This window comes from Pantoea sp. SGAir0183, assembly GCF_043545505.1.
In genome coordinates this window covers 281170-295442 of record NZ_CP028053.1, presented here as the reverse complement: position 1 = coordinate 295442, position 14273 = coordinate 281170, and the positions used below count along the sequence as shown (strand labels likewise).

Annotated in this window: 13 protein-coding genes; 9 read left to right on the top strand and 4 right to left on the bottom strand. The window is 56.5% G+C overall.

Going from position 1 to position 14273, the window contains the following annotated elements:
- Positions 1-13: 13 nt before the first annotated feature.
- From C1N59_RS01355 to C1N59_RS01335, 5 genes are all read left to right on the top strand, one after another.
- Positions 14-1030, top strand: coding sequence for an ABC transporter permease (locus tag C1N59_RS01355; RefSeq protein ID WP_054632925.1), 1017 nt, complete (start codon positions 14-16; stop codon positions 1028-1030).
- 3 nt (positions 1031-1033) lie between these two features.
- The gene (gene ddpC / locus C1N59_RS01350) at positions 1034-1927 is read left to right on the top strand and encodes a D,D-dipeptide ABC transporter permease (RefSeq protein ID WP_006121090.1); all 894 of its coding nucleotides are present in this window, start codon (positions 1034-1036) and stop codon (positions 1925-1927) included.
- On the top strand, positions 1927-2913 hold the full coding sequence (locus C1N59_RS01345; RefSeq protein WP_033738248.1) for an ABC transporter ATP-binding protein: 987 nt from the start codon (positions 1927-1929) through the stop codon (positions 2911-2913). The genes ddpC and C1N59_RS01345 overlap by 1 nt, the downstream gene beginning before the upstream one ends.
- Positions 2906-3856, top strand: coding sequence for an oligopeptide/dipeptide ABC transporter ATP-binding protein (locus C1N59_RS01340; RefSeq protein WP_394550208.1), 951 nt, complete (start codon positions 2906-2908; stop codon positions 3854-3856). Before C1N59_RS01345 ends, C1N59_RS01340 begins: the two co-directional genes overlap by 8 nt.
- Before the next feature lie 71 nt (positions 3857-3927).
- A complete protein-coding gene (locus tag C1N59_RS01335; RefSeq protein ID WP_394550207.1) occupies positions 3928-5178 on the top strand; it encodes a D-amino acid dehydrogenase in 1251 nt (416 codons plus the stop codon).
- A 24-nt stretch (positions 5179-5202) separates the two neighbouring features.
- Here C1N59_RS01335 and C1N59_RS01330 read toward each other — a convergent pair whose 3' ends face one another.
- Positions 5203-6387 carry a BaiN/RdsA family NAD(P)/FAD-dependent oxidoreductase gene (locus C1N59_RS01330; RefSeq protein WP_394550764.1) on the bottom strand — a complete coding sequence of 395 codons (1185 nt, stop codon included), beginning with the start codon at positions 6385-6387 and terminating at the stop codon, positions 5203-5205.
- A 241-nt stretch (positions 6388-6628) separates the two neighbouring features.
- Here C1N59_RS01330 and pitA point away from each other — a divergent pair, with 241 nt between their 5' ends.
- Positions 6629-8131 carry an inorganic phosphate transporter PitA gene (gene pitA, locus C1N59_RS01325; protein ID WP_039342786.1) on the top strand — a complete coding sequence of 501 codons (1503 nt, stop codon included), beginning with the start codon at positions 6629-6631 and terminating at the stop codon, positions 8129-8131.
- Between the two features lie 36 nt (positions 8132-8167).
- On the opposite strand, the gene uspB is transcribed toward pitA, so the two are convergent.
- Positions 8168-8503: a universal stress protein UspB gene (gene uspB, locus C1N59_RS01320; RefSeq protein ID WP_006121097.1), complete on the bottom strand. Its 336-nt coding sequence runs from the start codon at positions 8501-8503 to the stop codon at positions 8168-8170.
- A 424-nt stretch (positions 8504-8927) separates the two neighbouring features.
- Between uspB and uspA the strand changes: the two genes are divergently transcribed.
- Positions 8928-9365: a universal stress protein UspA gene (gene uspA / locus C1N59_RS01315; RefSeq protein ID WP_006121100.1), complete on the top strand. Its 438-nt coding sequence runs from the start codon at positions 8928-8930 to the stop codon at positions 9363-9365.
- A 64-nt stretch (positions 9366-9429) separates the two neighbouring features.
- On the opposite strand, the gene rsmJ is transcribed toward uspA, so the two are convergent.
- Together rsmJ and prlC are read right to left on the bottom strand one after the other, a co-directional pair.
- Positions 9430-10182, bottom strand: coding sequence for a 16S rRNA (guanine(1516)-N(2))-methyltransferase RsmJ (gene rsmJ, locus C1N59_RS01310; RefSeq protein ID WP_033738260.1), 753 nt, complete (start codon positions 10180-10182; stop codon positions 9430-9432).
- Between the two features lie 7 nt (positions 10183-10189).
- Entirely contained in the window at positions 10190-12232 is a 2043-nt protein-coding gene (prlC, locus tag C1N59_RS01305; protein ID WP_039342788.1) for an oligopeptidase A, read from the bottom strand.
- A 321-nt stretch (positions 12233-12553) separates the two neighbouring features.
- On the opposite strand from prlC, the gene C1N59_RS01300 reads away from it, so the two are divergent.
- The gene (locus tag C1N59_RS01300; protein ID WP_006121111.1) at positions 12554-13396 is read left to right on the top strand and encodes a 23S rRNA (adenine(2030)-N(6))-methyltransferase RlmJ; all 843 of its coding nucleotides are present in this window, start codon (positions 12554-12556) and stop codon (positions 13394-13396) included.
- A gap of 61 nt (positions 13397-13457) precedes the next feature.
- A complete protein-coding gene (locus C1N59_RS01295; protein WP_394515207.1) occupies positions 13458-14273 on the top strand; it encodes a CPBP family intramembrane glutamic endopeptidase in 816 nt (271 codons plus the stop codon).

Here is a 14273-nt window from a genome sequence, read left to right as displayed (position 1 = left end):
TGAGGAAGACATGATGAGTTACTGGAGTCTGTTAAGACAGCGTAGCTGGGGACTGCTGTTGGTCGTCGCTGGCGTCTGCGTCATTACGTTTATTATTTCGCATCTTATTCCCGGGGATCCGGCCAGGCTGCTGGCCGGCGATCGTGCCAGTGATGAAATTGTCCAACACATCCGCCAGCAGTTAGGGCTGGACTTACCGCTGTGGCAACAATTTATCCGTTATGTACAGCAACTTTTGCACGGCGATCTGGGCACCTCGATCCGCACAGGCCGCCCGGTGTTAGATGATTTGCGGGCATTCTTTCCCGCCACGCTGGAGCTGGCCTTTTGTGCGCTGTTGATCGCGCTGCTGGTCGGCGTGCCGCTGGGCGTGCTTTCTGCCGTTTATCGCAACCGCTGGCTTGATCATCTGGTGCGTCTGCTGGCGCTGACCGGTATTTCGACCCCGGCGTTCTGGCTGGGACTGGGTGCCATCGTCCTGTTTTATGGCAAGTTGAACCTGCTGCCCGGCGGCGGACGCCTGGATGACTGGCTTGATCCACCCACACGCATCACCGGTTTCTACCTGGTTGATGCCTTGCTGGAGGGCAATACTGAGGTCTTTATGAACGCCCTGCAGCATCTGATTTTGCCTGCCACCACGCTGGCCTTTGTCCATCTGGGCATCGTGGCGCGTCAGATTCGCTCGGCCATGCTGGAACAGTTAAGCGAAGACTATATTCGCACCGCGCTGGCGAGCGGACTGCCTAAGTTTACTATCGTCGTGCGCTATGCCCTGCCCAACGCCCTGATCCCCTCTGTGACCGTGCTGGGGCTGGCCCTGGGTGACCTGCTGTATGGTGCCGTCCTGACCGAGACCGTTTTTGCCTGGCCCGGTATGGGCGCGTACGTGGTGTCCTCGATTCAGGCACTCGATTTTCCCGCCGTGATGGGTTTTGCCATCGTCGTGTCCTTTGCGTACGTGCTGGTCAACCTGTTTGTGGATCTTCTTTATCTGTGGATTGACCCGCGCATGGGTCGGGGAGCGTAACGCATGATGATGACGCAAGAACAGCCTGCTGTACGTCAGGCGAAACCCACGCTTCTCGTCTGGAAGCGTCGGCTCTGGATGGTGCGTAAAAGTCCACTGACCCTGCTGGGGGCCGCCATTATTGTCCTGATGCTGGGATTGATGGTGTTCTCGCCCTGGCTGGTGCCCCACGATCCGAATGCCATCAGTTTGACCGACCGTCTTCAGCCGCCCAGTGCTGCGCACTGGTTTGGCACCGATGAAGTCGGCCGGGATCTGTTTAGTCGCGTGCTGGTCGGCAGCCAGCAGTCTGTCGCGGCCGGACTGGCCGTGGTGTTGCTGGCGGGCATCAGCGGTTCATTACTGGGCTGTCTGTCCGGTGTTCTGGGCGGTCGCAGCGATGCGCTCATTATGCGCCTGATGGACATCATGCTGTCTATCCCTTCGCTGGTGCTGACCATGGCGCTGGCCGCGGCGCTGGGACCGAGCCTGTTTAACGCCATGCTCGCCATCGCCATTGTGCGTATTCCTTTTTACGTCCGGCTGGCACGCGGTCAGACGTTGATTGTCAGACAGCATACCTTTGTCGAAGCCGCTAAAACCTTTGGTGCCTCGCGCTGGCATCTGATTAGCTGGCATATCCTGCGTAATGCACTACCGCCGCTGGTGGTACAGGCCTCGCTGGATATCGGCAGCGCCATTCTGATGGCCGCGACGCTGGGCTTCATTGGCTTAGGCGCGCAGCAACCGACCGCTGAATGGGGCGCGATGGTAGCGAACGGGCGCAACTACGTGCTGGACCAGTGGTGGTACTGCACCTTCCCCGGCGCGGCGATCTTAATCACCGCCGTTGGATTCAATTTGTTTGGCGATGGGATTCAGGATCTGCTGGATCCGAAAGCAGGAGGACGTCACTGATGCAAGAGAGAATCCTGACGATTGAGGATTTACGCCTCAGTTTCCCGGTCTATCAGGGCGAGGTGAATGTGCTGAACAATGTGTCCATGCACATTAACCGTGGTGAAATTGTCGGCGTAGTCGGGGAATCCGGTTCGGGGAAATCGGTCACCGCCATGCTGGCGATGCGGCTGATTCCCGAACACAGCTATCAGATCAAAAGCGGCAAACTGGAACTGGCGGGACAGAATGTCCTGACCGCCAGTGAGGCCGCGATGCGTAAAATGCGCGGCAATCGCGTTGCCATGATCTTTCAGGAACCCATGACCGCCCTGAATCCCACTCGCCGCATCGGCAAGCAGATGGTGGATGTCATTCGACAACATCGTCCCGTGTCAGCCCGTGAGGCCAACGCACGGGCGCTTGCGCTGTTGGGCGATATGCAAATCGCGGACGCAAAGAACGTGATGGCGCGCTATCCCTTCGAGCTTTCTGGCGGTATGCGTCAGCGCGTCATGATCGCCCTGGCCTTTTCCTGTGAACCCGATCTGCTGATTGCCGATGAACCCACGACCGCGCTGGATGTCACCGTACAGCGTCAGGTACTGCGCCTGTTAAAACAAAAAGCGGAGGCAACGGGCACGGCGGTGCTGTTTATCAGCCACGATATGGCGGTGGTTTCGCAGTTGTGCGACCGGATTTACGTCATGTACGCCGGCGCAGTCATTGAAAGCGGCATGACGGAAACCGTCCTGCATTCACCGAGCCATCCCTATTCCATTGGCCTGCTTGCCTGCTCGCCCGATGCCAGCGAACCGCGCGCCCCGTTGGCGTCCATTTCCGGCACCGTCCCCAACCTGACCTGCCTGCCCTCGGGCTGTGCGTTTCGCGAGCGCTGCTTCGCGGCAGGCGAACGCTGCACCCGCGCACCACGTTTACAGGCAACGGGCAACGCTGCCCAGCAGGTGGCCTGCTGGTATCCACAACAGGAGACGCGCCATGTCTGATGCTCTGCTCACGCTACAAAACGTACACGTTGCCTTTCCTGCGAAGAAGAACTGGCGTGGCAAAGTGACGGAACGGGTTCATGCACTGAATGGCCTGGATATCCAGGTCAGACAGGGCGAAACGCTGGGCATTGTCGGTGAATCCGGTTGCGGCAAAAGCACCCTGGCGAAACTGTTGATGGGCATGCTGAGTCCGACAACGGGTCAGCTTGACCTGGCCACCGCCGCTGGCGGAGGCCGGGAACGTCGCATGCAAATGGTCTTTCAGGATCCGCTCTCGTCACTGGATCCCCGCCTGCCGGTCTGGCGTATCATGACCGAACCGGTCTGGATTCAGTCACGCGCGTCAGAAAAAACGCGACGCGCCCTGGCTGACTCCCTGGCCCGTCAGGTGGGGATTCGCCCGGAATACCTGGACCGTCCACCACATGCGTTTTCCGGCGGTCAGCGTCAACGCATTGCCATCGCCCGGGCACTGTCCTCCCAACCCGACATCATTGTGCTGGATGAACCTACCTCGGCACTGGATATTTCTGTCCAGGCGCAGATTCTGAACCTGCTGGTGGAACTGCAACAGCAGTACAATCTGACGTATATCCTGATCTCTCACAACGTCTCGGTCGTCCGTCACATGAGCGATCGCGTTGCGGTCATGTATCTGGGCCAGATTGTCGAACTGGGCGCGGCTCAGCACGTTCTCGATTCGCCTCAGCATCCCTATACGCAATTGCTGATGGACTCTGTGCCACGCATTGGCGCGCCGCTGGAGGGGGCTCCCGTCAACACCGAACTACCGGGTAACCGCCACCTGCCAACCGGCTGTTTCTTTCGCGATCGCTGTCCGCTGGCAACAAGTGGCTGTGCCACGCCTCAGCCTTTGCGCGTTCAGGATGACGGGCGGGCGGTCAGGTGCTGGCTGGCCCATAACCTTATGCATGCCTGATTCACAACACATCAAGCGGGTGGCGCAACGCGACCACCTTTTAACGATCACTCTTTCAGGAAGACATTGCGATGAAAATCATTGTGCTTGGCAGCGGCGTGGTGGGCGTCACCACCGCCTGGTATCTGCAGCAGGCAGGGCATCAGGTCACCGTGATCGAACGCGAAGCGGGCCCGGCATTAGGTACCAGCGCCGCCAACGCCGGTCAGATCTCGCCTGGCTACGCCGCGCCCTGGGCCGCACCAGGCGTGCCGCTTAAAGCGGTGAAGTGGATGGTGCAGCGCCATGCGCCCCTTTCGGTACGGCCGGATGGATCTCGCTTCCAGCTGGCCTGGATGATGCAGATGCTGAAAAACTGCAATCCTCACAGCTATGCCGTCAATAAAGCCAGGATGGTCAGACTGGCAGAGTACAGCCGTGACTGCATCAGTGCGCTGCGGGCCAGCACAGGAATTGAATATGAAGGACGCCAGGGCGGCACCCTGCAGCTGTTTCGCACAGAACAGCAGTTTGAAAACGCAGCGCGTGATATTGCCGTGCTGCAGGAGGCTGGCGTGCCGTATCAACTGCTTGAAGCCGACCAGCTGGCGACCGTCGAACCTGCACTGGCTGACGTAAAGCACAAGTTGACGGGAGGTTTACGGTTGCCTAACGATGAGACTGGCGATTGCCAGCTGTTTACCCAGCGACTTGCCGCCCTGGCGCGCGATGCCGGCGTCACGTTCCGCTTTAACACGCAGGTGGATGCGCTACTGAGCGAAGGTGACAGGATCAGGGGGATTGTCTGTGGCGATCAGACGCTGACGGCAGACGGGTACGTTATGGCATTTGGCGCTTACTCTACCCAGTTGCTTCGACCACTGATGTACATTCCGGTGTATCCGCTGAAAGGCTATTCCCTGACGATTCCCCTCGCCGATGAGGCCGGTGCCCCGGTTTCCACGGTACTGGATGAAACCTATAAAATTGCCATCACGCGTTTTGATAATCGCATCCGCGTCGGCGGTATGGCGGAAATCGTGGGATACAGCAAAACCCTGCTGCCCGCGAGACGGCAAACGCTTGAGATGGTGGTAAACGACCTTTATCCCCGTGGCGGCCGCGTTGAGCAGGCGACCTTCTGGACCGGATTACGTCCGATGACGCCTGACGGCACGCCGATTGTCGGTCATACACATTTCACCAACCTGTGGCTGAACACCGGACATGGCACGCTGGGCTGGACGATGGCCTGCGGATCCGGCCAGCTGTTAAGTGATGTCATTTCAAGCAAACAGCCCGAGATTGCGCACGCAGACTATGCGGTTTCGCGCTATGCCTGAGCGCGTCACTGATGGCGAAGCTCGTTACACGGCCTGCGCGCAAGCCCAGGCCGAGCTCCAGGCCCACTGGAAATTATAGCCTCCCAGCCAGCCGGTCACGTCAACGACCTCACCGATAAAATAGAGTCCCGGCACGTCACGTGCTTCCATTGTTTTAGAGGACAGCTGAGTCGTATCCACACCGCCCAGCGTGACTTCAGCGGTACGGTAACCCTCCGTGCCGTTGGGCTGCACCTGCCAGTTGTGCAACGTCTGCACCAGCGCTGACTGCTGCTTGCTGTTCAGCTGCTTCAGCGTGACATCCGGCACCACCTGCATTTCCTGTAAAATTTCGACCAGGCGCTTAGGCAGAATTTTCGCCAGACTGTTTTTCAGACTCAGATTCGGGTGCGCGTCACGCTGAATCGTGAGGAACGCATCCAGCGGCGTGGCAGGCGAGAGATTGACCGAGATAAACTCACCCGGCTGCCAGTAGCTGGAAATCTGCAAGACCGCCGGGCCGGACAGGCCACGATGGGTAAACAGCATCGCCTCTTTGAAGACGGTGCCGTCTTTCGCTTCGATGGTCGTGTCCAGCGCCACACCGGACAGTGTCTGCAGTTGTTCAAGCAGGGGTTTATGCAGCGTAAAGGGCACCAGGGCGGCACGGGTTGGCAACACCGTTAACCCAAACTGCTCGGCCACTTTATAGCCAAACGGTGACGCGCCCAGGCCCGGCATGGAAAGCCCGCCGCTGGCGATGACCAGCTTCTCTGCCTGTACACTGCTGCCGTTGAGCTGCAGGACGTAGCCCGCTTCATCGAGGGTTACACTCAGGATTTCGCTGCGCAAACGCAGGGTCACGCGCCCCTTTTCACACTCGGCGAGCAGGAGATCGACCATCTGCTGCGCAGACTCATCGCAAAACAGTTGCCCCAGCGTTTTCTCGTGCCAGGCAATGCCGTGACGATTCACCAGATCGATAAAATCCCATTGGGTATAACGCGCCAGCGCTGACTTACAGAAATGGGGATTGTTCGACAGGTAGGCGGCCGGTTCGGTATAGAGATTGGTGAAATTACAGCGCCCGCCGCCTGACATTAAAATCTTGCGGCCCGGCTTTTTGCCGTTATCCAGCAGTAATACGCGGCGACCGCGCTGTCCAGCCTGCGCGGCACAAAAAAGCCCCGCGGCCCCTGCTCCAATCACGATAACGTCAAACTGTTCCACTGCCATTGTCCACCTGATAAAAGAGGGGCAGATTGTAGTGATCTGCCTGCGTTGATGCCAGTGTCAAAAAATTGCCGCAATTATGTCATAATGTAACTTTATAATTTTTAAGGAATTTACGCCTTTAAGCTTCCAAAATTGACACTTTTAAGCCGGTTCAGGTCTATATTTTCCTTTCCCAGACCACATATTGTCGCGGATAATGCGCCGCGTTCATGTCCTCCAAAATGGCGTAACGTCTATGCTACATCTGTTTGCTGGTCTCGATCTTAGCACCGGCCTGTTACTGGTTCTTGCTCTGCTGTTTGTATTGTTTTACGAAGCAATTAACGGCTTCCATGATACGGCCAACGCGGTTGCGACGGTCATCTATACACGCGCTATGCGTGCTCAGCTTGCTGTGTTAATGGCTGGGGTATTCAATTTCTTTGGCGTGCTGCTCGGCGGATTAAGCGTGGCTTACGCCATCGTGCATATGCTCCCGACCGATCTGCTGCTCAATGTTGGCTCCGCTCACGGTCTTGCTATGGTCTTCTCCATGCTGCTGGCCGCGATTATCTGGAACCTGGGAACGTGGTATTTAGGGCTTCCGGCCTCCAGTTCTCACACCCTGATCGGCGCGATTATCGGTATTGGCCTGACCAATGCGTTAATGAGCGGGACATCGGTGGTGGATGCGCTTAACATTCCGAAAGTGCTGAATATCTTCCTGTCGCTCATTCTCTCCCCCATTGTCGGTCTGGTGATTGCGGGCAGCCTGATTTTCCTTCTGCGCCGTTACTGGAGCAACACTAAAAAGCGTGCACGGATTCATATGACGCCCGCTGACCGTGAGAAGATTGACGGCAAGAAAAAACCGCCTTTCTGGACCCGTACCGCCCTGATTATCTCCGCCATTGGCGTCAGTTATTCACATGGTGCTAACGACGGGCAAAAAGGCATTGGTCTGATTATGCTGGTCCTGATTGGCGTTGCGCCAGCGGGCTTTGTGGTCAATATGAACGCGTCGGGTTACGACATCACGCGAACGCGCGATGCTGTGAATCACCTGGAACAGTATTACCAGCAGCACAGCGAATCACTGACCCATATTATCCAGATGGCACCGCCTAAGCTGCCCACGCCGGAAGAAGTCGAACCCACCAGTCCCAAAGAGTTTCACTGCGACAGTGCGCGTGCGCTTCAGGCCGTGCAGCGTGCGCAGGTGCTTCTGAACAATCTGCAAAACTACAACGACTTGTCGGTTGAGCAACGCAGCCAGATGCGTCGCCTCTTGTTGTGTATTTCCGATACGGCCGATAAAGCGGCGAAGCTGCCGGAAACCTCGCCAGAGGATAAACGCTTCCTGGGCAAGCTCAAAGGCGACCTGCTGAACACCATTGAGTACGCGCCGGTGTGGATTATCATGGCGGTCGCACTGGCATTGGGAATCGGCACGATGATTGGCTGGCGCCGTGTGGCCACCACCATCGGTGAGAAAATCGGTAAAAAAGGCATGACGTATGCGCAGGGCATGTCGGCGCAGGTTACTGCCGCAGTGTCCATAGGGATTGCCAGCTACACCGGCATGCCGGTTTCCACGACCCACATCCTCTCGTCTTCCGTGGCCGGCACCATGCTGGTCGACGGTGGCGGACTGCAGAGTAAAACGATCAAAAACATCGCCATGGCCTGGGTTTTCACCCTGCCGGTCTGTATTTTGTTATCAGGTTCACTCTACTGGATAGCGCTGAAGCTCATCTGAGTAAGCAGCACATCAGGGCGACTTCGGTCGCCCTTTTTAATGCCAGATAGCCAGGGCGATCAAACTGATAATGACTAATCCGCACAGCGAACTGGTCAACAAAAACAAGCCTCTTACCCGCTCACACCGGCGAATAAATTCGTCATCATGATGATCAAGATAGCGCCTTGCCCAGATATAGCGGACCAGCCGCACCTGCTTGCCAGGCTGACCATGGGAGGTGAAAAAACCCGCGCCGTCAACATATTGGTATAAGAGGGGATCGCAACCCCGCAGAACCACCAGCAGCGCACGCAACGAAGAGAAATAGCGCGCCATATTTACAAGGCATACCACACAAAGAGCCCAAAAAAGCGCGATAGTGCTGATCATGTCACCCTCCTTACCGGCACCGCAGAACAGTGCAAAACGCGCACCATGCTGAACAGTCCCTGCAGAATTTGCCAACAACCTCGTTAAGCGATTTGTAGTTTTATTTTTGAATCATCAGAAAAGTAACAGCCATGTGATCAAGGCTGCTTTTTTTAGTTTAGGAGAAATGTTCAATTTTTTACCAGCGAGGATTTTCGTTTTATACGAGTAAAAATCGTTCATCATTGATCTTATTCACAAGCCAGACGGCTTCAGAAGCATTTGTTAACACACAGGGCTATACTTTCAGGTATAACAACAGCATTGCCTGTATTGCAGGTTACCCAATTTGGTGGCGCTCATCGCCCGTTCGCGCAATGGATTTCGCAGCTGTGACGCGTCTGGAAACCGCTGCCATTCTGAATCTCGTGGAAGGAGTTATATCATGGCTTATAAACATATCCTGATTGCAGTCGATCTTTCGCCAGAAAGTCAGTTATTAGTGGATAAAGCTGTCTCGCTCGCGCGCCCTTACGACGCCAAAATTTCGCTGATTCATGTCGATGTGAATTACTCTGATCTGTACACCGGCCTGATTGACGTCAACCTGGGCGATATGCAAAAGCGGATTTCTGAAGAAACCCATCTGGCGCTGAAAAATCTGTCAGATGCAGCGGGCTATCCCATCACCGAAACCCTGAGCGGCAGTGGCGATCTGGGCCAGGTGCTGGTCGATGCGATTAAAAAATACGACGTGGACATGGTGGTGTGCGGTCATCATCAGGACTTCTGGAGCAAGCTGATGTCATCAGCGCGTCAGTTGATCAACACCGTGCATATCGACATGTTGATCGTGCCACTGCGCGACGAGGATGACGAATAACCCGCACGAAAAAAGCCGGGGCGGTTGACGTGAAGGAACGTCGTCGCCGACCGGCTTGACATGACTACTCCGCGAGCGGCGGATAGATATCGAAGCGGTGGCTTTTCGTGACCACCGCAGACTGCGTAACGACACCGGCCAGCGGTGGCGCATAATCAGGACGTTTCACCACGATACGCTTCTTTGCCAGACGGCGGGCCGGTTCCAGCAAGGCATCCGCATCCTCATCCGCGCCGACTAATGACTGAAACACCCGCATCTCTTTTTTCACCATGGCGCTTTTTTGTCGATGGGGATACATAGGATCGAGATAAACCACATCTGGCGGTGGCGCAATATCGGTGAGTGCCTGAATACTGGAGGCATGAATCAGTGAAAGACGCTCACGCAGCCAGCCACCAATTTCCGCATCCTGATAGCCACGCGCCAGCCCGTCTTCCAGCAGTGCCGCCACCACGGGATGCCGTTCCAGCATGCGCACCCGACAGCCTAAGGCCGCCAGCACAAACGCATCGCGCCCTAACCCGGCGGTCGCATCCACCACATCGGGCAGGTAACTGCCTTTAATGCCGACCGCTTTTGCTACCGCTTCGCCACGGCCACCGCCAAAACGCCGGCGATGCGCCATGGCACCGGAAACAAAATCCACGAAGATGCCGCCCAGTTTAGGCTCATCCCGCTTACGCAGTTCAAGATGCGTTGCGGTCTTTACCAGCGCCAGCACCGCATCGTCACAATGCGTCAGTTGCCAGCGTTCGGCCAAAACAGATAAGGCGCCGTCACCGGCGCCTGTTTCATCAAACAAACAAATTTTCACGTACGGCTTATCCCTGAATACCGTAGTGTTCCAGCATGGCATCCAGCTGAGGCTCACGGCCACGGAAGCGTTTAAACAGCTCCATCGGTTCTTCCGAACCGCCGCGCGTCAGAATGTTGTCGAGGAAGGACTGACCGGTTTCGCGGTTAAAAATGCCCTCTTCTTCAAAACGTGAATACGCATCCGCCGCCAGTACATCGGCCCACAGATAGCTGTAATAACCCGCTGCGTAACCGCCCGCGAAGATATGGCTGAATGCATGCGGGAAGCGGCCCCATTCCGGGCTGGGGACCACGGCGACTTTGCTTTTCACTTCGCGCAGCGTCTCCAGGATCTGTGCGCCTTTTTCTGGGTTGAATTCAGTATGCAGACGGAAATCGAACAGACCGAACTCCAGCTGGCGCAGGATGAACAACGCCGCCTGGTAATTTTTCGCTGCCAGCATCTTATTCAGCAGGTCTTCAGGCAGTGGCTCGCCGGTTTCGTAGTGCCCGGAAATAAACGCCAGCGCCTCTGGCTCCCAGCACCAGTTCTCCATGAACTGACTTGGCAGTTCCACCGCATCCCATGGCACACCGTTAATGCCTGACACGCCAGCCGCCTCAACGCGGGTCAGCATGTGGTGCAGGCCGTGACCAAACTCATGGAACAGGGTGATCACTTCGTCGTGCGTGAACAGCGCCGGTTTACCACTGACGGGACGGTTAAAGTTACAGGTCAGGTAAGCGACCGGTTTTTGCAGGCTGCCATCGGCTTTACGCATCTGCCCAACGCAGTCATCCATCCACGCGCCGCCACGCTTATGCTCACGCGCATACAGGTCAAGGTAGAAGCTGCCGCGCAGCTCGCCACTTTCATCAAACAGATCGAAGAAACGCACATCCGGATGATAAACATCCACATCCGTCCGCTCTTTGGCGGTGATGCCATAGATGCGTTTGACGACTTCAAACAGGCCAGACACCGCACGGGATTCCGGGAAGTAAGGACGCAGTTGCTCATCACTAATGGTGTAGAGGTGCTGTTTCTGTTTTTCGCCATAGTAGGTCAGATCCCAGGGATTCATGGTCTCCACGCCGTACTCTTTCTTCGCGAAAGCACGCAACTGCGCCAGCTCTTTCTCGCCCTGTGGACGTGCGCGGTCGGCCAGATCGTTCAGGAAATCGATCACCTGAGCAGGGCTTTGCGCCATTTTGGTTGCCAGCGATTTATCCGCGAAGGAGTCGAAACCCAGCAGTTGAGCCAGTTCGTGGCGCAGAGCCAGCTCCTCGGCCATAATCGGGCCGTTATCCCATTTGCCCGCATTAGGGCCTTGATCGGAGGCGCGGGTGGAATAAGCACGGTACATTTCTTCACGCAACGCGGCGTTATCACAGTAGGTCATCACCGGCAGGTAGCTGGGAATATCCAGCGTCAGCAACCAGCCTTCCTGACCTTTGGCTTCAGCCTGCGCTTTCGCTGCGGCCAGTGCGCTCTCCGGCATGCCCGACAGTTCGCTTTCGTCAGTGATCAGCTTGCTCCAGCCCATCGTGGCATCCAGCACGTTGTTACTGTAGGCAGAGCCCAGCTCAGACAAACGCGCGGCAATTTCGCCATAGCGCTGCTGCTTGTCTTTTTCCAGACCAATCCCGGACAGTTCAAAGTCACGCAGGGCGTTATCGACGGCTTTCTGCTGCGCCTGATCCAGCGTGCGGTAATGACTGCTTTCCTTTAAATCCCGGTAAGCCTGATAGAGCCCTTCGTGCTGACCAACCCAGGTACTGTACTCAGACAGCAGCGGCAGCGTTTGCTCGTAGGCTTCACGCAGTTCCGGGCTGTTTTTAACCGAGTTCAGATGGCTGACCGGCGAAAAAATACGGCTCAGGCGATCGTCGGCTTCTGCCAGCGGCTGGACAAGATTATCCCAGGTGTAAGGTGCGCCGTGCGCTACCACTTTTTCCACCATCGCCCGGCATTCATTTAAAACGTCGGTCACGGCAGGCACCACGTGCTCAGGCTTGATCGCCGAAAACGGGGGAAGCGTGAACGAGGTGAGTAACGGATTAGTCATAGCGCAGTCCTTTAACAATGTGTGGGGCGCGATGAATCGCGCAACGCAATCTTATTAACATGCGGTCTGGAATGCTGAAAATCAATGGTGTAACCGGTCATGAATAGCAGAATAGCGCCAGGCTGGCCTTCCGCCGGCGTTTGGATTAACCATAGCAGAGGATAAAACAGGCTAACACACCGATGGCGCAGAAGGTTTACCCTGTAATCCAGGGCCAGAGGCCCGCTGCCGTGCGCGAAATGCCAGCAATTATTCTTATCTGTCGTTATAATCGGGCCAACTTGATTATTTTTAGCTTCAACCGCGGACATACCCTTTTTTATGTTGAGTTATCGCCACAGTTTTCACGCTGGCAACCATGCCGACGTGCTTAAGCACACCGTACAGAGCCTCATCATCACTGCGTTAAAAGAGAAAGAAAAACCATTTCTCTATCTGGATACGCACGCCGGTGCAGGACGTTATCAACTCAGCGGCGAGCACGCAGAGCGCACGGGTGAATATCTGGAAGGCATCGGACGCATCTGGCAACAACCGGACGCGCCCGCCCTGCTGCAACCCTATTTCGATGCGATTCATGCCCTGAACCGTAACGGCACGCTGCGCTACTATCCTGGCTCTCCGCTAATCGCCCGCCATCTGCTGCGCCCTGAAGATAAGATTCAGCTGACCGAGCTGCATTCCAGCGATTATCCGCTGCTGCGTACCGAGTTCAGCAAAGACAGTCGCGCGCGCGTTGAAAGGGCCGATGGCTATCAGCAGCTAAAAGCGAAGCTGCCACCGCTGTCACGTCGTGGACTGATACTGATTGATCCGCCTTACGAAATGAAAAGTGATTACCAGGCCGTTGTAAAAGGCATTCAGGAAGGTCACAAACGTTTCGGTACCGGTATTTATGCGCTGTGGTACCCGGTCGTCTTGCGTCAGCAAATCAAACATATGCTGCGCGAGCTGGAGGCCACGGGCATCCGTAATATCCTGCAGATTGAGCTGGCCGTGCGCCCCGATAGCGATCAGCGTGGCATGACCGCGTCCGGCATGATTGTCATCAATCCCCCGTGGAAGCTGGCCGATCAGATGAACACGCTGCTGCCGTGGCTGCATCAGAAACTGGTGCCAACCGGCACAGGCCATTTCAGCGTTAACCAAATCGTACCTGAATAATTCCTTTCCCAGCTTAACGTCGCCGCGCACAGCACGGCGGCGTTGAACGTAGGTCATTTTTATGTGGATCATCCTGGCGGGCGCGCTGGCCGCCCTGCAACCGGCGAAACGCCTTTCTCTGTTATTGCTCGCGCTGGCAACGGCGCTGGGCGTTTATCAAAACGTCCTCGACTGGCCCGTTACCTTTGTGTTTGCGGCTGTCGCTGCCCTGGTCGCGTTTCGTATCTACGATCGCCGGAGTCGGCGATGGCAGATCGTCAGCGAAGCCCTTCTGGTGTTGATTGCGCTGGCGCTGATGCTGCACCTTATTCCGGGATTCAATAATCCCCCGCAGGTCGAGGCGGTTAAGGTCGGTGCCCGCAGCGTACCTTTCTCATTTTCCTTTAATTTCGATAAAGCGCTGATTCCTTTTCTGCTGCTGGCCTGTCTGCCGACGCTGTTCAACGCAGAGGCGCATCCGCCGCGCTCGCCGGCCTGGTGGCTCGCGCCTGTCGCCGCCGTGCCGCTGCTGTTGGGCAGCGCCGTGTTGCTGGGCGGCCTTGCCGTCGAAACGCACCTTCCGGACTGGCTGGGGGCGTTTGCGCTGGCCAATCTGTTTTTTGTCTCACTGGCCGAAGAGGCGTTTTTCCGGGGTTATCTCCAGCAGCGCCTGCGCCAGAAATGGGGCGGCGTGATCGCCCTGCTGATAACGGCACTGCTGTTTGGTCTGGCCCATGCATCTGGCGGCGTGCTGCTGATGATCTTTGCCGCGCTGGCCGGACTGATTTATGGTCTGGTCTGGCACTGGAGCGGCCGCCTGTGGCTGGCGACCGCGTTCCATTTTGCACTCAACATGGTCCACCTGCTGTTCTTTACTTACCCTGCGCTGGCGCACTGA

Excerpts from the sequence above, each read along its gene's own strand:
- uspA (WP_006121100.1), top strand. The coding sequence starts at position 8,928 with ATGGCTTATAAACATATCCTGATTGCAGTCGATCTTTCGCCAGAAAGT.
- C1N59_RS01345 (WP_033738248.1), top strand. The coding sequence starts at position 1,927 with ATGCAAGAGAGAATCCTGACGATTGAGGATTTACGCCTCAGTTTCCCG.
- C1N59_RS01340 (WP_394550208.1), top strand. The coding sequence starts at position 2,906 with ATGTCTGATGCTCTGCTCACGCTACAAAACGTACACGTTGCCTTTCCT.
- C1N59_RS01300 (WP_006121111.1), top strand. The coding sequence starts at position 12,554 with ATGTTGAGTTATCGCCACAGTTTTCACGCTGGCAACCATGCCGACGTG.
- C1N59_RS01295 (WP_394515207.1), top strand. The coding sequence starts at position 13,458 with ATGTGGATCATCCTGGCGGGCGCGCTGGCCGCCCTGCAACCGGCGAAA.
- uspB (WP_006121097.1), bottom strand. The coding sequence starts at position 8,503 with ATGATCAGCACTATCGCGCTTTTTTGGGCTCTTTGTGTGGTATGCCTT.
- C1N59_RS01335 (WP_394550207.1), top strand. The coding sequence starts at position 3,928 with ATGAAAATCATTGTGCTTGGCAGCGGCGTGGTGGGCGTCACCACCGCC.
- pitA (WP_039342786.1), top strand. The coding sequence starts at position 6,629 with ATGCTACATCTGTTTGCTGGTCTCGATCTTAGCACCGGCCTGTTACTG.
- prlC (WP_039342788.1), bottom strand. The coding sequence starts at position 12,232 with ATGACTAATCCGTTACTCACCTCGTTCACGCTTCCCCCGTTTTCGGCG.
- C1N59_RS01355 (WP_054632925.1), top strand. The coding sequence starts at position 14 with ATGAGTTACTGGAGTCTGTTAAGACAGCGTAGCTGGGGACTGCTGTTG.
- ddpC (WP_006121090.1), top strand. The coding sequence starts at position 1,034 with ATGATGATGACGCAAGAACAGCCTGCTGTACGTCAGGCGAAACCCACG.